Annotated in this window: 23 protein-coding genes, 1 other RNA gene and 1 riboswitch; of the genes, 9 read left to right on the forward strand and 15 right to left on the reverse strand. The window is 48.8% G+C overall.

The window, feature by feature from the left end:
- Positions 1-101: 101 nt before the first annotated feature.
- The 5 genes from GVY43_RS04030 to rnpB all read right to left on the reverse strand — a co-directional run bounded on the left by GVY43_RS04030 (position 102) and on the right by rnpB (position 4492).
- Positions 102-1520 carry a sodium:alanine symporter family protein gene (locus GVY43_RS04030; RefSeq protein WP_201302244.1) on the reverse strand — a complete coding sequence of 473 codons (1419 nt, stop codon included), beginning with the start codon at positions 1518-1520 and terminating at the stop codon, positions 102-104.
- A gap of 59 nt (positions 1521-1579) precedes the next feature.
- Entirely contained in the window at positions 1580-2482 is a 903-nt protein-coding gene (locus tag GVY43_RS04035; protein WP_159562348.1) for a Gfo/Idh/MocA family protein, read from the reverse strand.
- Between the two features lie 51 nt (positions 2483-2533).
- Entirely contained in the window at positions 2534-2716 is a 183-nt protein-coding gene (locus GVY43_RS04040; RefSeq protein WP_230872813.1) for a hypothetical protein, read from the reverse strand.
- A 120-nt stretch (positions 2717-2836) separates the two neighbouring features.
- Positions 2837-4000, reverse strand: a complete 1164-nt coding sequence (locus GVY43_RS04045) for a class I SAM-dependent RNA methyltransferase (RefSeq protein WP_074036970.1) — start codon at positions 3998-4000, stop codon at positions 2837-2839.
- Between the two features lie 124 nt (positions 4001-4124).
- Positions 4125-4492, reverse strand: an RNA gene (gene rnpB, locus GVY43_RS04050) — RNase P RNA component class B.
- A gap of 120 nt (positions 4493-4612) precedes the next feature.
- Between rnpB and GVY43_RS04055 the strand changes: the two genes are divergently transcribed.
- Positions 4613-5017, forward strand: a complete 405-nt coding sequence (locus tag GVY43_RS04055) for a hypothetical protein (RefSeq protein ID WP_012726372.1) — start codon at positions 4613-4615, stop codon at positions 5015-5017.
- Positions 5018-5061: 44 nt separating this feature from the next.
- On the opposite strand, the gene GVY43_RS04060 is transcribed toward GVY43_RS04055, so the two are convergent.
- On the reverse strand, positions 5062-6510 hold the full coding sequence (locus tag GVY43_RS04060; RefSeq protein WP_159562349.1) for a S8 family serine peptidase: 1449 nt from the start codon (positions 6508-6510) through the stop codon (positions 5062-5064).
- A 94-nt stretch (positions 6511-6604) separates the two neighbouring features.
- Entirely contained in the window at positions 6605-7012 is a 408-nt protein-coding gene (locus tag GVY43_RS04065; RefSeq protein ID WP_074036967.1) for a hypothetical protein, read from the reverse strand.
- Between the two features lie 170 nt (positions 7013-7182).
- On the opposite strand from GVY43_RS04065, the gene GVY43_RS04070 reads away from it, so the two are divergent.
- From GVY43_RS04070 to GVY43_RS04090, 5 genes are all read left to right on the forward strand, one after another.
- Positions 7183-8070, forward strand: a complete 888-nt coding sequence (locus GVY43_RS04070; protein WP_159562350.1) for a hypothetical protein — start codon at positions 7183-7185, stop codon at positions 8068-8070.
- A gap of 77 nt (positions 8071-8147) precedes the next feature.
- A complete protein-coding gene (locus tag GVY43_RS04075) occupies positions 8148-8813 on the forward strand; it encodes a response regulator transcription factor (protein ID WP_159562351.1) in 666 nt (221 codons plus the stop codon).
- A complete protein-coding gene (locus tag GVY43_RS04080; RefSeq protein WP_159562352.1) occupies positions 8810-10156 on the forward strand; it encodes a cell wall metabolism sensor histidine kinase WalK in 1347 nt (448 codons plus the stop codon). The genes GVY43_RS04075 and GVY43_RS04080 overlap by 4 nt, the downstream gene beginning before the upstream one ends.
- A 68-nt stretch (positions 10157-10224) precedes the next feature.
- The gene (locus GVY43_RS04085) at positions 10225-11238 is read left to right on the forward strand and encodes an ABC transporter permease (protein ID WP_159562353.1); all 1014 of its coding nucleotides are present in this window, start codon (positions 10225-10227) and stop codon (positions 11236-11238) included.
- Positions 11235-11912 (forward strand): ABC transporter ATP-binding protein, encoded by a 678-nt coding sequence (locus tag GVY43_RS04090; RefSeq protein ID WP_159562354.1) that lies wholly within the window; start codon positions 11235-11237, stop codon positions 11910-11912. Before GVY43_RS04085 ends, GVY43_RS04090 begins: the two co-directional genes overlap by 4 nt.
- Here GVY43_RS04090 and GVY43_RS04095 read toward each other — a convergent pair.
- Positions 11863-12270 carry a hypothetical protein gene (locus tag GVY43_RS04095; protein ID WP_159562355.1) on the reverse strand — a complete coding sequence of 136 codons (408 nt, stop codon included), beginning with the start codon at positions 12268-12270 and terminating at the stop codon, positions 11863-11865. The genes GVY43_RS04090 and GVY43_RS04095 overlap by 50 nt on opposite strands.
- 180 nt (positions 12271-12450) lie before the next feature.
- On the opposite strand from GVY43_RS04095, the gene GVY43_RS04100 reads away from it, so the two are divergent.
- A complete protein-coding gene (locus GVY43_RS04100) occupies positions 12451-13374 on the forward strand; it encodes an alpha/beta hydrolase (protein ID WP_159562356.1) in 924 nt (307 codons plus the stop codon).
- Here the strand turns inward: GVY43_RS04100 and GVY43_RS04105 are convergent.
- Positions 13307-14002, reverse strand: coding sequence for a CPBP family intramembrane glutamic endopeptidase (locus tag GVY43_RS04105; protein ID WP_159562357.1), 696 nt, complete (start codon positions 14000-14002; stop codon positions 13307-13309). The two genes, GVY43_RS04100 and GVY43_RS04105, sit on opposite strands and share 68 nt — an antisense overlap.
- A gap of 86 nt (positions 14003-14088) precedes the next feature.
- Here GVY43_RS04105 and GVY43_RS04110 point away from each other — a divergent pair, with 86 nt between their 5' ends.
- On the forward strand, positions 14089-14772 hold the full coding sequence (locus GVY43_RS04110; RefSeq protein ID WP_230872907.1) for a lytic transglycosylase domain-containing protein: 684 nt from the start codon (positions 14089-14091) through the stop codon (positions 14770-14772).
- A 28-nt stretch (positions 14773-14800) separates the two neighbouring features.
- Positions 14801-15388, forward strand: a complete 588-nt coding sequence (locus tag GVY43_RS04115) for a DUF1643 domain-containing protein (RefSeq protein WP_012726384.1) — start codon at positions 14801-14803, stop codon at positions 15386-15388.
- Positions 15389-15397: 9 nt separating this feature from the next.
- Here the strand turns inward: GVY43_RS04115 and GVY43_RS04120 are convergent, their stop codons facing one another.
- The 6 genes from GVY43_RS04120 to GVY43_RS04145 all read right to left on the reverse strand — a co-directional run bounded on the left by GVY43_RS04120 (position 15398) and on the right by GVY43_RS04145 (position 20425).
- The gene (locus GVY43_RS04120; protein ID WP_159562359.1) at positions 15398-16132 is read right to left on the reverse strand and encodes an energy-coupling factor transporter transmembrane protein EcfT; all 735 of its coding nucleotides are present in this window, start codon (positions 16130-16132) and stop codon (positions 15398-15400) included.
- Entirely contained in the window at positions 16114-17484 is a 1371-nt protein-coding gene (locus GVY43_RS16105) for an ABC transporter ATP-binding protein (RefSeq protein ID WP_305775284.1), read from the reverse strand. The genes GVY43_RS04120 and GVY43_RS16105 overlap by 19 nt, the downstream gene beginning before the upstream one ends.
- Complete coding sequence (locus tag GVY43_RS04130; RefSeq protein ID WP_159562361.1) at positions 17450-18025, reverse strand: ECF transporter S component; 576 nt, start codon at positions 18023-18025, stop codon at positions 17450-17452. Before GVY43_RS04130 ends, GVY43_RS16105 begins: the two co-directional genes overlap by 35 nt.
- The gene (locus tag GVY43_RS04135; protein ID WP_159562362.1) at positions 18018-18608 is read right to left on the reverse strand and encodes a YkoF family thiamine/hydroxymethylpyrimidine-binding protein; all 591 of its coding nucleotides are present in this window, start codon (positions 18606-18608) and stop codon (positions 18018-18020) included. Before GVY43_RS04135 ends, GVY43_RS04130 begins: the two co-directional genes overlap by 8 nt.
- An 82-nt stretch (positions 18609-18690) precedes the next feature.
- A riboswitch (TPP riboswitch) is annotated at positions 18691-18791 on the reverse strand.
- Positions 18792-18850: 59 nt separating this feature from the next.
- Positions 18851-20050, reverse strand: a complete 1200-nt coding sequence (locus GVY43_RS04140) for a GTP-binding protein (RefSeq protein WP_159562363.1) — start codon at positions 20048-20050, stop codon at positions 18851-18853.
- Positions 20051-20158: 108 nt separating this feature from the next.
- Positions 20159-20425 (reverse strand): hypothetical protein, encoded by a 267-nt coding sequence (locus tag GVY43_RS04145; RefSeq protein WP_012726390.1) that lies wholly within the window; start codon positions 20423-20425, stop codon positions 20159-20161.
- Positions 20426-20433 lie beyond the last annotated feature (8 nt).

Consider the following 20433-nt stretch of genomic DNA (forward strand, 5'->3'; position numbering starts at 1 on the left):
CTCTACTTTCTTTTTATAATATAATGCGGTATTTGAAATAATAAGTTCAAAATGAAGAGGAAGCCCCTGTTTCCAGGGACGTCCCATTGATTGATGATCCTTCAACTAATTTCTTCTTTTTTTGTTTCCCACGCTTCAATATGTTCCATACCAGGAAGTTCGACACCATCTTTAAAAAATTCCGGGTCTCTTCCTTCTTTCTTTTGGGCCATATAGTCGTCGAGGAGCGTCTTGGCAACTTTACTCAATCGGAAAATCGCATACATGTTGACGAGTGCCATCAAGCCCATAAAGATGTCGGCAATCGACCAGACGAGTCCCGCAGATCGCACAGACCCGAACATGACCATCCCGACAACGGCAATCCGATAGATTATCAAATATCGCTTCTTCTCAGATATGAACTCGATGTTCGTCTCTCCATAATAATAATTGGCCAAAATCGAACTGAAGGCAAAAAGTAAGATGGCGACAGTCATGAGAGTCGTCGCAATCGGTCCGATTTCAACGAGAAGCGCCTCTTGGGCAAGCTCAATCCCTTGGAAAGCTTCAGAGCCTTCAACTCCTGAAATGAGGACAATCATCGCTGTTGCGGTACAGATGAACAAGGTGTCAACGAATACGCTAAGCGATTGAATCAATCCTTGCTTGACCGGGTGACTCACCTCAGCGGTAGCTGCGGCGTTAGGGGCAGACCCCATACCTGCCTCGTTCGAGAAGAGACCACGTCGAATTCCTTGGAGGACGGCTGCACCGACCGCACCACCGAACAACTGTTGGAAACCGAGGACACCTTCAGAGAAGATGGCGGAGAACACCTGTGGCACGACATCAAGATTCGTAAGGACGACCCAAATAGCGAGTAAGATATAACCGCCCGCCATGATTGGTACAATGATTCCCGATAAGGTCGAGATGGAACGAATCCCACCGAAGATGACGATAGCGGTGACAACGGACAAGATGATGCCGACCCAGACCGTATCGATCTCAAATACGTTATTCACGGAGAGTGCGATTGTATTTGCCTGGACGGAGTTGAACGCAAAACCGAACGCGAACGTAATCAAAATGGCAAATACGATGCCTAACCAGCGTGCACCAAGTGCACGTTCGATATAGTACGCCGGACCACCGCGCCAAGCCTTGCCGTCATGCACTTTATACACCTGGGCGAGCGTACTTTCAACAAACGCCGAAGCTGCTCCGATCAAGGCGATGAGCCACATCCAAAATACTGCCCCGGGACCTCCTAAGGCAATGGCCGTCGATACGCCGGCGATGTTCCCCGTACCGACACGGGCAGCCGTTCCGATGGCGAACGCTTGGAAAGATGAGACCTGTCCTTTCTCATGCTTGATTCCTTTCACGAATAAGAGTTTAAACATTTCCGGTAACATTCGAAATTGAACGAACCCCATCCGAAACGTAAAATAAAGACCTCCTGCAATCAATACGAAGATGAGAAGGTACGACCATAAATAGTCATTGATTTGCATAATCAGTTCTCGAATATCCAACGAAATCGCCTCCTTTTATCGGGTTTTTACCCGGTCTGAATATGACGGAAACAGTATGTTCACCGCACTTCCTTTAGAATCTCTTCACAGAGACGATGTGTCTCGAGACTGTCTTCCGCGACAACGGAGGCGTTCGGTTCCCCACGAAGTAAACGTAAGAAGTCTTCCACAAGGTCGATAAATCCTCGACGTTTCAAATTCGACTCCCATGGGTCGAGCGACCATTCCTTCACACCGTCTCGTCCATAGTCTGTAATCCGCTCCACATCACGCGTGACCCGCTTCACGGTCGGTGACATGACTTCCATCACTTCTTCGGTGCAACTGTTGTCTCGGTTCATCCAACCGATTGCCTCGATTCCCCCTGCCTTGAAATGAATCATCACTTGTTTCAGCACATCCCCTTCAAATCGAGGTGTGACACGTAAACGTTCGATAGGCTGAAGGTCGGTCAAATAACGGAGCGTATCGACGACATGCACGAAATCCTCGATCACAAATTCACGAAGCGATGCCGGTTTATACGTTCTGTTCTTTTGAATGAAGACCATATTTTTTTCTTCGACTTGTTTGAGTGCCTGTGTGGCCGTGGCAAATCGGCGATTGAAGCCTGTGACGAGATGGACGCCTTTCTCTTTAGCAAGTGCGACGAGTCGTTCCGTCTCTCCAAGAGTGAACGTGATCGGTTTGTCGATGAAGACATGCTTTCCTTGCCGTAGACAATACTCGGCTTGCTCATAATGAACAGCTGTCGTCGAATGAATCATGACCGCATCGATTTCTGTCATCGGCACGGCGTGTAGGTCTGAGTACCCTCCTTTGAAACGAAAGGTCGAGATGATATCGTGTAACTTCTGTTCATCCCTTGAGACGAGATACACATCAACGTCCTTTAATCCGGCATATACAGGTAGATATGCTTTTTTGGCGACATCCCCGATGCCCACTACTAAAATATTCATTTGCTCACTCCTCCAATATTATGTAGAAAGCCCGAAGCGATTGCCTCGGGCTCACGTAATAGATACAATCTCAAAACTTGTGATCGGTTCACGAATCGCGTCAGATACAATCTGGTAAGCCGCATGTAATTCTTCTTGATTATTTAAGTCCGGCACACGGTCCATTTCTACCTCGACCGTCCGAGTGTTCTGTTCTTTCACATGTAACTGATATTCGACTGTATACTTTTCCATCATCTGTCCCCCTCTAATTATACATATGTTATGTATATCCTGTTACACGGATGATGAAACAAGTGAGTTTGTTCTAAGAAAACAGAAAAATGACCGCTCAGGTGAACGGTCATGGATTCATCATTCTGATTTCGGTTTTGCGTCACGGTCCGGACGTGGGCGACGCTTTCCGAAGTATTGGTAATATTGCGTCTCGATATTTCCGTTGTACAGCTTCCGACGCTTCGTCGCCGGGCGCCCGTATGCCTTCTCGAAGTCTTCATAACTCGTCAACATATAGACACTGTAACCAGGGTATTTCGCATATTGTTCCCCGATCCGTTCGTACAAGTCGATGATTTCTTCTTCTGACTGAAGTCGTTCCCCATAAGGTGGGTTTCCGATGATGACCCCGTACTCTTCTTTCGGCTTCAGTGCGGCTGCGTCACTATGGACGAATGTGATCGCATCACGGACGTCAGCGAGTTCCGCATTGTCTTTTGCAAGTTTCACCATCCGCGGATCCAAGTCGATTCCATAGATTTTTAACGGTTTATCCCACTCCGCCTTCTCATTCGCTTCATTTATTGCCGCATACCAGGCTTTTTTCGGGATGCATGTCCAATCCTGTGCGAAGTATTCACGGTTGATACCCGGCGCGATATTTCGTCCAATCATCGCCGCTTCGATGGCGAGCGTCCCTGAACCTGTAAATACGTCATAAAACGGCATGTCCGGACGCCAGTTTGTCAATTGAATCATCGCCGCTGCCATCGTCTCTTTGAGTGGAGCTTGCGAATGAAGCTCACGGTAGCCTCGACGGTGAAGTGGACCGGACGTATCGATCGTGATGGTCGCCACATCTTTCAAAAGAGCGACTTCGATTGGGAATTTCGCGCCTGACTTCGGCAACCATTCTCCCTCTTTACGATAGCCGCGTTGCATCGCTTCAACGATCGCCTTCTCCGTGATTTTCTGACAGTCACGAATCGAGAACAGCTTTGATTTGACCGAGCGTCCGTCGACCGTGAACGCCGCGTCCCACGGCATGAGGTCGGTCCATGGTAACGCTACGACCCCGTCAAACAATTCTGTAAACGTTGTCGCCTTGAACTCGGCAACGACGAGTTTGACCCGGTCTGCTGTCCGCAACCACATGTTCAGACGTGGGATGTCTTCCATTTCCGCGTCGATATAAATCCGTCCGTTCTCGACTTCGCACGTGTATCCTAAATCCCTTACTTCTTTTGCCACAAGTGCCTCGATTCCCATCGCTGCCGTCGCAATCAGTTTACGTTTTGCCATCTAAATCGCCTTCCTTCTACATAAATATCTTTCAGTCATTTTGTAAGTTGTAAAAAAATCATGAAAAAAGGAGCTCAAGTATATGTGCTTGAACTCCTTGTCGTTGTCAGTTGAGACTATGTTGTCCTGTAAGCCATGTTCTGTACTCCGGTGCTCATAGCGGTCTCCCTGGCACGATGGAGTGACAATCATCTATCTGCGCACATCAGCGCCCTCCGTCCCGTTCGATTCCGGTCTGGAAGTTCCCCTACCATAGTTTGGGTTTCTCGCTCGTGGGGTTTACCTCGTTCCACTCTGAACGTTTCCGATCAGACTCCGTCACTGTGGCACTTTCAAGAAGCGGACACCATATCCGAGGACTTAGGTGTTTCTTCTGCCGTCAACTTGCGTTGCCTACACTTATCGTTTCGTGTAGCACGATCACTACAGCCATCACAGGCTGTGCGAGCATGGACTTTCCTCAAGACTTGCGTCCCGCGATTGTCCAGACTTCATAGTCACTTCAACCATTGTAGCTGAAATTTGAACGGTTGACAACTTAAATTCGAAACTTGATTTTACGTTCAGTCAGCGCTAAAATAAGGCGTGTTCATTGAATAAGGAGGGATTTTGATGCATCAGGATGCAAAAAACGGTTGGATTCAACGTCTGACTTATGTAATAGAAATCGATGACATTAAAGTGCTCCACCCGAACAACGGCGTGTTCGCCTTCTACCGAAATAATCGTCTCGTCCGAGGGTTTGAACCGTTCGACATCAAGGCACCGAACGAACTCTCGAAACGACCTTATCATTTTGACCATCACAATTTAGCACATCTCGAGGAGCGCTTCCCGGACGCCATTCCAGTGTTCGATGAAACGCATGAGACGCGTCGCGCTTGGAGCGACCGTGTCCGAGTCGGTCTTTGCGAAATCATCCGAGATGGGAAACTCAGTTTCGAGCATATTGATGACCAAGGGAACGTATTAGAAGCGAGTATCCGTTGGTGTGGAGAAGCCATCACCATCGATTAAATAGAAAAAGCCGTCTCTCCGTTAGGAGCAGGCGGCTTTTTATCTTACAAGGTCTCTGTGACCGGAGGCTCGTCTTCGATGATTGGTGGCTCAAAAGATGTCGTCACCACTTTTTCGCGAAGGTCCGTCGGTTTAAGGATGACCGTCAGCTTCTGTGTCGTATTCCCTCTTACCGGGAATGTCCCGGCGATGTGGAGGGCTTCGTACAAGACCTTCCCATTTGAATCAAGTACCGTGACCGTGCCTTTTCGTGTCGTGTGAATCGAGAACGTCCCTTCTTCCGACACCTTCACAGACACTGCCGTCTTCAACGTGTTGACATAATCAATCGTTCGGCTCGTGTATCGCTTATGTTTTCCATCCGTGACTTGACCGACGATGCGATATTGTCCGCTCGGTAACCAATCCCCGCTCGAATACATCGTGAACGACCGATTTGGTGTGAGCGTCTTGACTTTCTTGTTCCCTTGATACAGTGTGAACGAGGACTTTAAGTTCGAATGCTTCATGACACTCAACTTGACATCATTCACGTATCGACTCTTCCACACCGAAGGGGCAGAGATGTGAATAGGGCGAGCCGTTGCCTCTAGCAGTTTCATCGCATTCAATTCCGTATAAGACTTTCCGGAGGCTTTTGGCATCTTCGCAATCAACTGGTCGATCTCACCAGGTGTCAAATAAGGATTGATCGATTTGACGAGCGCGAGGCTCGCCGTGACCATCGGTGCCGCCATCGACGTCCCGTCCATAAAGATAAAGCGGTTGTTGATTCCTAGAGAGAGGATGTTCACACCTGGCGCCACGATTTTGACGCGATCGTCCATATTGCTAAAGCTCGCGAGACGATGTCTAGAATCGATTGCACCGACCGCGATTACCTCTTTCATGTTTGCAGGAAAATTGATCGTCTGTTTTCGATCATTTCCAGATGATGCGACGATAATGACCCCTTTCGCCCTTGCCCGTTTAATCGATGTGGCCAAACGACTATCATAATCATCCCCTCCAAGCGAGAGGTTGATGATGTTCGCCCCTTTCGCTACAGCCGTATCCACTGCATTGGCGACCGTCCAAGAGTCTGTTTTATCTGAATTCACCCCGTAGAACACATTATAAAAGTGATAGCGGACGTTCGGCGCGAGTCCGGCGATCCCAAAACGGTTATGTTTCCCGGCCATGATCCCAGCGGTATGTGTGCCATGAATATCCGCAGTGTATGGACCTTTCATGGAATTGACGACACGAGGAACGTTCTTCAAATCCGTATGGTTACGGTCAGCTGACGAGTCAATCAGCGCCACAACGATATCAGTTGCGCCTCTCGTCTTATTCCAGGCCAAATCCATACCGATTTGCTTCACATAATATTGGCTCGTGACTTGTGGTTCTGAGACGACGTAACCATGTTTCTTAAGGATGACCGGCTGTGCTGCATCTACTCCGACCGGCAGTAAAAGGGCAATCGCTGTCAAAAGGGCAATCTTTTTCATTCCTTCCGCTCCATTCCAAACTGATAAAGTGACTCCATTATCTCAAACTTTGGATTAGATTTCCCTTTTTTTGAATAAAAAGTTGTCGCTAAGTTTACCAATAGCTCGGCTCATCCGGGTGCAGCATATCAAACTCGACAATCCGTCCAATCGTCAAGTACGTATAGTAGCGCGCCAGTTCCACCCGGCTTGGGTCGGGACGGAATCCCTCGAGGTCCTCTCCAAGTGGAGACCCGTCAATGGTCTCAAACTGCTGGCAAAAAAAAGACTCCGTTTCAGCGTCCCAGACGATGCGATCTCCGATATATCCGCTTCCGAAGCGAATGTAATCGATGATCGACGGAACGATGACTTCTGCTGGCAAGCGTTCACTCATCCGACCAACGAGTTCATATCGCAGACGATCTGCCTGATCGGCTTCCTCAAGGGATGCACATTTGAGTACTTCTTTATTGATTTCAATCAATACGACATAATCCCCAGATTCGATGGAGAGCTTCATTGCCTCACCTCACTTTTTCATTCCTACATCCGATTCTCTACAAGTCATTATTCGAGATAAATGGTGGGAATCCTGTCCATTCCTCATTTTTTTCCAAATCGCAGTTGAGTTCACAACATTCTAACTGTTTTTGTTATACTAATCATATGAATTAAGAGAGGAAGTGCATCATGGCCAAACGACCGCTGACCCCTCGAGAAAGTGAGTTGATTGCGACCGCGTTATTTGTTGTCGGAAGCGTTCCCTATTCAGGACATATCGATCGTCTCGAATCCCTCACCTTACGTGATATCGCTGATGACTATTTGAATGGAACTGCCACTTCCGCAGACGCGATCGACGCACTCGACCAATACATCTACGTCCGGCGTCATCGTTTTAAAAACGTGACCCCTCACAACCTTTGGACATTGGATGATCGGACTGAACAAGAAGCATTGCGTCATATTTCCAAACGACCTGAATTGAAAAAGGGGCAGACGTTGAATAAACGGAATCAACCGTTTCAAGCAGGACAAGAAATCGAGTTCAAGGTGGACAAACATGTCGACCGTGGACAATTCCGCATCTACATCGGAAAACTTCAAGGGTATACGTGTAAAGCCCAGTCAAAAGAACGTGAAAAGCTGAAGTCATTATCAGGATGGATCACACATATTGACCCGAAAGACCGATTGGTATTTGTCAACGTGACAGACTTCGGACGGATGCCAATCGAACCTGCGATGAAACAAGAACTTGAATCGATGAGCGCTTCGATGCTCGGTTGGTTCGCCACGGCAACAATCCCTTCTGAAGAAGAAGCGCTCCTTGCCAAACGGATGATTGCCACGTTGCAGCGGCGCGATCAACCGTATTGGTTCACGCTGACGACCGCGTTGAACCACCCTCGCCCAGAACATGTGAAACGCTGGGGAACAGTCGTGAATCTTCTCGTCAAAGCGAGTAACGGTGACCAAAAGGCCATCCAAACATTAGAGACTCAAGAAGACAAATACTTTAAGGATGCGTTCATCCGCGCCCTCCGTGCCCTTCATCAAGAGATGACGAAGCAATAAAGCTGATACGATTCGAGGTGACTCCGCATGGGTCACCTCGTTTCGTGTCGAACCTATTTAGGAAAGGAACGACCGCTATGCGTATACTCATCGTAGAAGACGACCCCTCCATTTTACGCCTTGTGAAAGAAACGTTCGAGGATGCGGGTCATGAGGTGTTGACAGCGACCGACGGGAACACAGGCGAAGAACGTTTCACGATGCAACCAATCGATGCCGCGATTGTCGACATCATGCTCCCAGGGCTTGACGGTCGTGAATTGTGTCGACGACTCAAGGCGACTCTCGATATTCCCGTCATTTTACTAACCGCTCTCGATGAATGGGAGGATAAGCGTCAAGGATTCGTTCATGGGGCAGACGACTATGTGACCAAACCCTTCATCCCTGAGGAGTTACTCTTTCGATTGCAAGCCGTCTCGCGACGTTATCAACGTTCGGCCGCTTCACAAATTCAAGCTGGTCCTCTTCGACTCGATTTAAGAGAATACGAGGTGACGCTTGAGGGTCAGCTGTTCTATCTCCCTAAAAAAGAGTTTGAACTATTATTTCAACTCGCCTCTTTTCCGGGAAGAGTGTATCGTCGTGAGGAGTTAATTGATTTGGTATGGGGATTTGATTTCGAGGGGGATGAGCGAACAGTTGATGTTCATATCAAGCGACTTCGTAATCGGTTCGATCACCCTGCTTTGTCGATTCGAACCGTACGAGGTGTCGGATACTCGCTCGAGGTGAACGGATGAAGACACTCTACACGCGAATCATCGTCACGATGTTCTTGATTTTACTTCTATCCGGAGCCATCTCCCTGTTGATCAGCAATGTGGCTTATTACAAGTGGTGGCAACCTTCCTATAGCGAGAAGACGGAACGGGTCGCCAAAATAGCGGAGTCGTATGTCGAGAACCATACCGATTTAGACTATGATGCCTTCTATACTTTCTTAGCTGCGACCGGATATCAACTGGTCGTCGTGGATGCGACTGACGAACGTCGACGTTTTGGCGGTGCCTTTCGGGATGAGACTATCTCTGACAAGGTGATCCAATCCGTACGGAACGGGTCTCCATATCAGGGAATGCGTGACTTTCCGTTTCATCTCTTCTTGCTCGGATTGTTCGATAACGAACTGACGAACACATATGGATTTACACTTGAAAACGGGGACGTCATCTTTATTCGTCCGGATTTGAGTGCCCAAATCCGCGAGTTACATCTGTTCGTCGGTCTATTTTTCGCACTCGTCACCCTCTTGGCATTTGGCTTGATTGCCATCTCGACAAGGTCCCTGGTCCGCCCGTTACAGACGCTCACGAATGCGACCACATCCGTCGCCATGCGTAAAGCTCCGGAACATCTCCCCGTCGAGCGTCAAGATGAAATCGGAACGTTGGCACGACAATTTCAAAACATGTCAAATGAGATCGATCGTACCGAAGCGAGACAGCGACGATTCGTTTCGAATGTCTCCCATGAATTTCAATCTCCTTTGACCTCCCTAGGTGGCTATGCAGAAAAATTAGCTGACGATACGGAAGGTGAATCAAGAGAATATGCGCGTGTCATCGAACAGGAGACGAAGCGTCTATCCCAATTGACGAAACAACTGCTGCTTTTATCACGATTGGATGAAAATCCCCCGATTCTCGAGACGAACGTGAATGTGCTTCAATCGGTATCCGAAGTCATTCAAACGAACGCTTTCATTCTTGATCAAAAAGGGATCGCCGTCGTTACCGACATCCCACAAGACGTAGTCTTGAAGAGTGACCCGGTTCTACTCGCACAAGTTTGGAACAATGTATTGATGAACGCCGTTCATGCTTCACATGATGGAGGCACAATCCACATCACCTGTACCGTCGACCCAGGTATCGTCATCTCGGTTACGGATGAAGGGGTTGGGATGGACGACGAGACAAAAGAGCACCTGTTCGACCGCTTCTATCGCGGGGACACTGCTCGAACGACTCAAGGGACAGGTCTCGGTCTTGCCATCACCTCAGATATCATCGACCTACATGGCGGAAACATCACAGTCGAGTCAAACCTCGGAACCGGCACCACGGTTCATTTACATTTTTGATGTCGTTCATATTCTGTTCATATTGATTACGTACACTTCCTTCATCAGCACTTGAAGGAGGTTTTTTTATGCAGTTAGGTTGGAAAGAGATGTGGAGACAGAAAAGAAAGTTTTCCATGTTGTTCGTGATCACATTATTGATTGTCATGTTGACGACACTCATCACAGGGCTAGCAGACGGTCTCGCATATGATAACGGTTCTGCCTTGCACGAATTGAATGCTACGACGTATCAACTTGATCCGGACTCAGAAGGTCAATTGACACGATCGTTTATAGACGTCACAGCGGATACTTCAAACGAAACGATGAGCGTCCGACAGCTCACGGTCACGATTGATGGAAAAAAAGAAGAGGTCACGCTATTCGCCCTTCCAAGTGGAAGTAATATTGGCCCAGGTACTTATCTAGAAACAGGTGAAGTCTTGTTTGACCCAAGTCTTTCAGAACAGCTTGGAACAGGTGACACGTTGACCGACTTTGCGTCCGAATATCGTTTTACGATCGCCGGTGAGGCGCCTGGACGCTACAGTCATGGACCGGTGATTTACACGACGAACGAGACGTGGTTCGATTATTTGGATTACTCCGAACAACGTCCATATGTATCGGCTGAGATTGGAACGGAATCCACGATGTCCAATTCGCTCGTCATGAGTCAACAAGATTTGATTGAGTCGGTTCCTGGATATAGTGCCGAGCAAAGCACATTCACGATGATGCGTGCTTTTCTACTCGTTATCGGAACGTTTATTTTGACCGCATTCTTTTATTTGTTTACGCTTCAAAAGTTACCTGAACTCGGAATTCTGAAGGCAATCGGTCTCTCTCCTCGAATCATCGGACGGGCACTGCTCTTTCAGGTCATCGTCATCGTATCTGCCGCAGTCGCCACATCGATCGGGTTCATGTACGTCGTCGATGCGTTGATTCCATCATCGTTACCGTTTCTCGTCGACTTCGGTCATGTCGCGCTATTCGGGTCCATGTTCATTTTCTTATCTGTTCTTGGCGCGTTGTTACCGTTATGGAAACTACGTCAAGTCGACGCAATTGAAATCATAGGAGGAAAAGCATCATGAGGTTAAGCCATGTATCACATCAGTTTGACGGTCAGCTCGTATTGAATGACATCGAGTTACATGTATCGCCAGGGGAATGCGTTGCCATCGTCGGTCCGAGTGGTAGCGGGAAGAGTACATTGTTATACATCCTCGGTCTATTGCGAAAACCAGATCAAGGAGCATTTTTGATGAACGAACGGGACGTATTCGAATTAGATGAGGAACAACGTCGTCTGTTACGTCTACATGAAGTCGGGTTCGTGTTTCAGCAGGCCCACCTGATTCCCTACTTGACGGTGCTCGAGCAACTTGAGCTGATTCAGGAGAAGAGACAGATGGATGCGAAACAACTATTGTCCGACCTCGGCTTAGGACACCGCCTGCATCATCTCCCGTCGACATTGTCGGGAGGTGAAAAGCAACGTGTCGCCGTCGCACGTGCCTTGATCAACTCCCCACAACTCATTTTGGCAGATGAACCGACGGCGAGTCTTGATTATGAGAATGGACGACGTGTGATGGAGTTATTGGCCAAACAAGCGCATGAAGAAGGGAGACGTGTCGTCGTCATCACACATGATGAACGCATGCTCGATGTGTGTGATCGCGTCCTTCGTGTGATTGACGGTACCTTGACCGAGCTCAACAAGGAAGAAGGGCATCACGACCAATTTGATGCAATTGATGAGTGAGCCATCCTCCAAGGCGAATGGCAACAAGGATTGATCCGTTCTCTGAAATGGTCGCCTCTTCGATACTCATCAATCGTTCGATGATATGATTCGATTCGAATCGAATCCCCGAAAGACAGGAGAGTGCGCGAACGATTTCCTCTGGTCGACATTCGACTAGACGCGCAATCTCTTGTACCTCGGTGAGGAGGCTTGTTTGGTTATAAAGAAAATAACGGTCGAGAATAACATCAAATACGAGTCCGATGATTCGTTCATCTCCTTCAATCGTCCACGAGAACGTTACTCCCCGTTCAAGCATCCCCTTTCTGTCGCTCAACACCATTTGTATCATTCGATAGATCTCTGACCTCTCCATATAGATATCCCCACCCTCCTGCTGTTGTCACTCCATCGTATCGTTCAAAATCATGTCTTTCCATGTGCCTTGATTCCTGATATTCACACGATTATGTTCTGTATGCCCTCTCCTTATGTAAGAAAACAGGACCGTATCGATTCGTTTCGGGTACAATAACGTTGAAAGGAGTCGGTATTAATGCAACGAAAATGGAAAATTGGATTGGCATCACTTTTCACAGGCTACTACGCGGTCAGCTACTATGCCTTCAAACGAATGACGCGGGGCAAACGAAAGACTCCGGAGATGTTACTCGCTCCATATACGGACGAAGATCGCAACTTTTATCATGACGTACCGTTCGAGCATGTCTCGATTCAATCTCGTGATGAGTACCGCCTCTACGGGCGTATCTATCGGAATGAGGGGTCAACAAAATGGATTGTGTTCGTACATGGATATACCGCATCACATAGTTTCATGGCCCCTCACCTCGCCATGTTCCACCGTCTTGGCTTTAACCTGCTTGCCGTCGATTTACGTTCACATGGGGAGTCCGAAGGAATTTATGCCTCATATGGTTTCCATGAAAAAGTCGATATGATCGACTGGGTGGACTGGTTGAAGACAGAGGAAACAGTCGATCAAGTCGGGCTTCACGGCGTCTCGATGGGAGCGGCCACCGTCTTGCAGACGACTCCGCTCACGAACGTCGACTTCGTCATCGCAGAATGTCCGTTTGACGATATGAAACAATTGATGCGTTATCAATTGAAAGAGTTACACCATATCCCAGCCGAGCTCATTTTACCGGGAATCGACTATTTCCTTTGGTCTCGTGCCGGGTTCACGATGAGACAAGTCCAACCGAAAAAGGCCGTCACGGAAACGACGACCCCAATCCTATTCGTACATGGTTCAAAAGATGATTTCGTCCCGACGTGGATGTCGGTCGAAATGAATGCATTGAACCGGAAGAACGACTTGGTATTGATTGATGGCGCAGAACATACCGATTGCATGATCAAGGACGCTCCTGCGTATGAGGAGGCGGTCACTCGCTTTTTGCATCGACATGGATTGGACCGGCAATCAAATCAAGTAGCACATGTAACACCATGACCGGCCAAAGGACACCCATCCCTAAATATAGGATACCTAGTCCGAATCCAACGATCCCTGTCGTGAAGACTCCCTTTATCCCTTGATAGGCATGGGCCACACCGAAAAGGGCGCCCCCGATTAAGGCGAGAGTCAAATCCGGGACCTCGATATAGAGGGAGATCGTGTATAGCAGGACTCCTCTGAAAATGAATTCCTCGGTCACGCCTGCAGTGACCGAGACGGCACCCCACGCTTGTTCCTCAGGTTTTGTCCGAGGGAGGAGCAGCTTCTCTAAATCGAGCTCATAGTAAGGGCGTAACACATTTCGGAGACGTGCTGAAGTTTTTACCAACAGATAAAAGACGAGCGCCACGGTGACCAGGATGCATGACAAGTAAAAGACTTGCCAAGCCTGTTCGTTCCCCGCTTCTGGTCCGAACGTTAATCCGACTTCTGATGGCGGTACTTGAAATAAAAAGATGAGGGCAACAATCAACAAGGTCAGCCCCCATGCCGATTTCACGGTTTGTTCGTACACCCATGTCCGTCCTCTCGTTTCAATCAAGGGACGAATCAATTTGGCATTGAAGATTTGAACGATCAGCATGTAGCCGATAATGGCTGTAAAAATCAAACGTTCAAGCATCCATATCCACTCCTGTCCTTCCTCTTAGCTATATGCTACACTATTCGGGTATTGTCTAAAAGCTAGGAGGCGGTATCTTGAAACGTATGATGCTGCGACTGACCGGTTTCATTATTGTGCTCGTGCTTTTGCTCGGGGCAGTCGGCTGGCTCGGTCAACATGATAAAGTGAACAATGGATTGTATCGAACCTATTATGGAGAGAACGGTGTTCCGAACACGCATCTGGCCGTCTATCAAGACGCTGCTGAAACATATGACGTGGACTGGCGCCTACTGGCTGCCGTTCACCGTGTAGAGACCATCTTCTCACACAGTTCGTCGATGCGTTCGTCTGTCGGCGCGATCGGACCTTTTCAATTCATGCCCCGTACTTGGCTCGGTTGGGAATATGATACCGATGACCAAAAAGGCGATGTCCCAGAAGACGAAGTGGATTTGACGGACCTTGCCTTGATTGAACAGTATGGCGGACTCGGTCGCGACGGGAACGGCGATGGAAAAGCTGACCCACACAGTCTAGTTGATTCTGCGCACACGGCGGCGTATTATTTAAGTGAACATGGTGGAAAAAAGACAGATTCAGTCACATCCGTCCGAAACGCTATCTTCGAATACAATCGAAGTGAACAATATGTCAATGATGTCATGACGTACTTCGAGAACTATGAATCAAGCGTGACGTTCATGCCTGATGAGCGTGATACGCTTAGTCAACGAGTTGCTTATTACACGATTCGATATGTCGAGTGGTTTAAATCGCTCGGCTGATGCTTACATGAAAAAGTGAGGAATGGAAATGAACACGCATGTAGAAGAAGTAACCATCCGCGTCAAATCAATCTTCAATGAAGATAAAACGAAACGCTATATGCGAACGTATGAGTTCACCGATGTGGAGGATGGCGTCATCTGTGCCGTCATCATTTACTCGCCGCGGATGAGCGATGCCTTTTTGTCCGGCACGACGACACAGCGTGCTTATATGTTGATGCAAAATCATTTGTCACAACCGATTCGAGAAATGCGGGTCATCAGTCTCGTCCCGACACTCGCCATCAATGACAACCTTCCATACGTGGAGTCTCAACTCGATGAGACGAACTACCATTACGTCGAAGAGACGTTACAAGAGGTAGAAGCAAGCGGCGGGATGATCATCGTCGGTTGGGGGTCTCCAGGTCGCTTGATGCACCACGCGACATCTTACAAATCGCTCTTTGCGGATTATGAAGCGAACATGTATTGCATCGGTACGACAGCAAAAGGCGAGCCACAACAGATTCGAATGGCAAACGAGAATACCGTTCTCGAGGCGTTCAACAACGAATCGGTCAAACCGAAGTTTCGCATCGTGAAAGAAACGAAAAAAGACGACTCTCCGTGAGTCGTCTTTTCATATGCCAATCCAAATGGAAAGACCGAACAGTATGAAGAATATACCGGACCACATGTAATCGGACGGTTTGATGTCAATCCGCTCATAGACGGTCCGTTTTCCACTTGTGAAACCTCTCGCCTCCATGGAGAAGGCGACACGTTCAGCACGTCGGATTGAACCTGCCATCAGTGGAAGAAGTAGTTTCGGGACATGCCGAATCCGCTCCCATTTCGTATCAAGAGGTACACCGCGAAGACGATGCGCGTATTGTAGCTGATGCATTTCCCGTTGCATTAACGGAAGGAAGCGGAACCCGACGAGCGCACTATAGGCAATCGTCGGAGAAAGCCTTGCCTGTTGCATCAAACTCATGACGAAACGTTTCGAATCGGTCGTCAACATAAAGAGGAGCGACAGTACGGTGAATGCCAACACACGTAGACTAAGAGACATGGCGATACGTGCCTCTTCTTTTGAAATGTCTTGACCGAGAAGGGTTACCCACGTCTCTCCCCCCAGCTCCTTCCCAAACACGAGCGTCGTCCAAAACGTCCCGAGTGCCGTGACGAGAAAAGGAATCAAAAACAGGCTCCACTTCTTCCATGAAACGTCCGTCGCCAGTAATTGAATCGTCAACGTACCGACAATGATGACGAGCGGGGTCCACGGGTTATAAAACAAGGCCAGCCCGAACATGATGATCGTCATCGTCCCAAACTTGATCGTCGGATTCATATCATGGAGTGACATCGTTGCCGTCCTCCCGCTAGTCGATAATGACGAAGTCTCTCCGTGTCCCCCCAAAGCTCATCCCCGAATGGTCCTGAGAGTTCCCCATCCTTCATCAAATAGAACGTATGGGCGATATTGGCGAACGATAAGTCATGGGTCACGAACAAGATCGTCTGTCCCTTTGCCGCATGTCGCTTCATCAAAATCTCTAGTGCATGGAGTGACGGCTCATCCTGACCTGCCGTCGGTTCATCGAAGGCAAGCAACTGTTTGTTTGAGAGTAACTGAATCCCGACGGCGAGTCGTCGCTTCTGTCCATGACTGAGTGACAATGGATGGAGGACTCGTTTGTCCTCGAGGGTTAGCTCATCCAATACGACATCAATCGATTCCTCATGACCAAACTGTAGCTCTTGCTCGACCGAGTTCATGAAAAATAAGTGTTCCGGAGATTGGGGGACGAGTCCCACCCGGCGGTCACACTCCGTCAAACTTCGTAAAAACGTCGACTTTCCACTCCCATTTGGTCCCAATATGGCAATCACTTCCCCGATTCTAGCTTGAAGGGTCACCCCTTTTAATCGAAATGAGTCACGCACCACCTCGTCTACCACGTAATGCTCGATTGCTTGTCGTGGCTCAGGCGACGGTTTGAATGAAAAATCATCGACCGGCTGAAACGGTTCGTTCCGTACAATCCGTCCTTGGTCGAGTTCGATGTGCCAATCAAAAAAGTCTCCCCACAAGTGTGCGCGATGTTCGACAACGATGACGTTCACGTTGTCTAAGTGATCGAGCCAGTCGACGAATCGATTCGCGGTCACTGGGTCAAGGTGCGTCAACGGCTCATCGAGAAGCAACCATCCCGGTCGTCCAACCATGGCGCAGGCGACTGCAATCCGTTGTTTCTCCCCGCCTGACAAGGAATCGATGAGACGATTTCGGTAATCGGTCAGTTGGAGTGACTCGAGAATCTCCGTCACACGCTGATCGATTACCTCGACCGGTGTCTGCAAATTTTCGAGTGTGAAGATGAGTTCATCTTCCACCCGTTCCATCACGAACTGCGTGTCCGGGTCTTGAAATACGGTCCCGACCTGCTGATTGATCTCGCCTGGTGCGTATTCGTCGTAAATCCGTCCGAACAGTTCGAGTCTGCCTTCTAGGACTCCATCACAATTCTCTGGATAGAGACGGTTGAACAGCGCGAGTAGGGTCGACTTCCCGCTTCCGCTCGTTCCTGTCAAAATCGTGCGTCCAGGTCGTATGGAAAGTGACACATCTTTTATGATGGTGTCCTGACTTTCGGGGAACCGGAATGAAAGCGATTCTGTCTCAACCATGGACGTTCCCACTCCGAGCGATCGCATAGCCACGAAGTGACCCCGTCTTGAGCAACAGGTCACTGAACAACTTCCCACCGATTCCTGCGATGACCATGCCGCTGACCGCGCGCAGCCCGAACATCGTCGCCACATATCCTGGTTCAAGCATCGCAAATCCGCTCATGAAGTAGGTATACACGAAACTCGTAACGGCCGAGCCAAATCCAGCTAGCATGAGAACCCATAGCTCATATCGACGATAGCCTGTCATCGCAAAGACAGCTTCAGCCCCAAGACCTTGGACGATGCCGACCAAGATGATACGTGGTCCGATCGCATTTCCAATCAACATCTCAATCGTCGCTGCCATCACTTCCGAGATGAAGGCAGCACCCGGCTTCCGAATGATATACGCCGAGATGATCGACACGATGAACCAGATACCGAAGATCCATTCATAGGCGATCGGTCCAATCAACCCTGCCCATAAGTTCCCGATATGAACAAACAATAAGTAGACGACTGCAAAGACGACAGACAATACGGATACGAGGACGACCTCTTTCAATTTCCACGATTTAAGCATGTTGTCCTCCATGTGACGGACTGTTCACACTGAACGTCACCGTCATGACGACGTGTCGATTCTTCTCGCGTGTCCGGTTGAACGCCGACTCGTAATACGAGAACACATCATCCAAGTTCCCATGAATGCCTGACGCGTAGTGCATGGAGTCATTATAGACACCCGCCTGTTTCGCTTGCTCGATTTCATCATAGATGAGATCCATATAGTTCTCTGCACCCATCGGATAGAGCGCGAATTGTGACGAGACATACTGTTCTCTTGAAATTCCATTCAGTGGTTGTGGTGGTGCCTCGAGCACCTCATCCCCTGCCGAATCTCCCGGACATCCGACCGAGAAGGTTCCGCTCATCGAGACATGGCGTCCTTCTTCCGAAGCCAGGCTCAACACGGTCCGTGCGACGTCGAATACGTGCTCGGCACGACCACGGATCACGGTCGATACATCATCCGTATGTCGCCAGACACCCGTCATATTTGTTCCTTTCAATGCCCCTTTGATCGTCCCGATAAAGTCATCTGTCATCGGGCTAAGCGTGAAGCGAAATCCGACAATCGGACTCGTGCCACATGATTCATTCATCTTGTTTCCCCCTCTTTATGTGTTTGCACAAAAAAAGCCGCATTCATGAGAATGCAGCAACAAAATCTATACAAACTTGCATAGAGAAAGTGCCGCACTTCCTCACGCCAGTATTACCTGGATCGAGTTATAAGGGATCGGAGCCATGCTCACATCTCAGCCGAAGCACCCCTAGTGCAGTCATTGATATGCGGTTACTTATGCAGTCACAGTATAGCGATGTTTCGTCAGTTTGTAAACGGTCAATCTGAATAGGTGACGAGTTGGCCATTACCAGGGAGTGGGTCATGGAACGAATCCCATGCCGCTACCATCTCCTCATCCGTCAACAAGCAGGCGTCAAGTGATTGTTCGACCGTCTCCCGGTCCATCCGTTGTCCGATGAGGACCAATTCGTTCTGTCGGTCTCCATACGGCTCGATGTAATCTTCACGCAGTTCAGGTTCTGTTGCGAACATGGCCTCTCGCTCACTCTCCGGAAGGGTCGCTAACCAACGACCCGCATGTTCGAGCGTCGACGCATATCCTGCCTGGGAGAAGAGACAGGCAAGGTCGTTCCGTGACGCGATCCACAAGAAGCCTTTGGCGCGGACGATTTCTTCAGGATAATGCTCCATCCAATTCATCAAGCGCTCAGGGTGGAACGGTCGACGACGTCGATAGACGAAGGAACTGATGCCATACTCCTCCGTTTCCGGCGTATGTTCTTCTGTCTCAAGTTCTTGAATCCATCCCGCCGCATGCATCGCTTGATCGAAATCAAACAACTGCACGTCGAGTAGATCGTCTAACGCTACTTCCGAGTACGTCGAAGTCAATAATCGTGCGCTCGGGTTGAGTGTCTTAAGTAGCCCCCTCATCTCCTGCAGTTCCTCTTCAGTCACCCGGTCCGCCTTGTTCAACACGATGATGTCTGCAAATTCGACTTGGTCGACGAGTAGGTCGACGACTTCACGTACGTCACCTGTATCGACGGCTTGTTGACGTTCCATGAGCGATTCACCAGAATTGAAATCTTTAAAGAAGCGGTACGCATCGACGACAGTGACCATCGCATCGATATAGACACGGCTCGTCAAATCGATTCCGAGCGCATCATCGGCATACGTGAACGTCTGCGCAACGGGAATCGGCTCTGAAATCCCAGAAGACTCGATGATGATGCCATCGAGGTCACGATCGTTTGTCAGATCATAGACCGCTGTCAGCAAATCCTCACGTAGGGTACAACAGATGCACCCGTTCGAGAGTTCGACTAATTTTTCATCGGTACGGGAGAAACCACCCTGTTCAATCAATTTCTCATCGATATTCAACTCACTCATATCGTTTACGATGACCGCATATTTTTTATCTTCCCGGTTATGTAAGATGTGGTTGAGCAGTGTCGTCTTACCGCTACCAAGATAACCCGAGAGTACTGTAATTGGAATTCGTTTCATGATAATCCTCCGTTAAATCGTAATGATTACTTTTTATATATTGAAACGACTTATCTTATTTGTCAACAAAAAAACACGCCATATGGACGTGTTTTGAAAAACATACTCTTATTCTTCCAACGCTTTTCGTTCTGCTTCCGAGCGAGGATAGGCGTTCGCTTGCCACTCCGCCCGATAGATGGAGTCGAGTTGCGTCAACCCGACCTCATCCTCGTCCTTGTCAGAATCAACACTCGGCACCTCGTCCCATTTCGGGTCGAGATAAGAATGATCTTCTTCCCGCGCTCGATTTTCTTGCAACTTTTGAATCCCCATCTTGACCGCTGCCGCAACTGCCAACCCAATACCTGCTCGAACTAACAGTCGTTTCACCATCATCTGTC

Origin of the sequence: Exiguobacterium sp. 8H (genome assembly GCF_902506255.1) — a bacterium.
In the GTDB taxonomy this organism is placed as follows: Bacteria; Bacillota; Bacilli; order Exiguobacteriales; family Exiguobacteriaceae; genus Exiguobacterium; species Exiguobacterium profundum.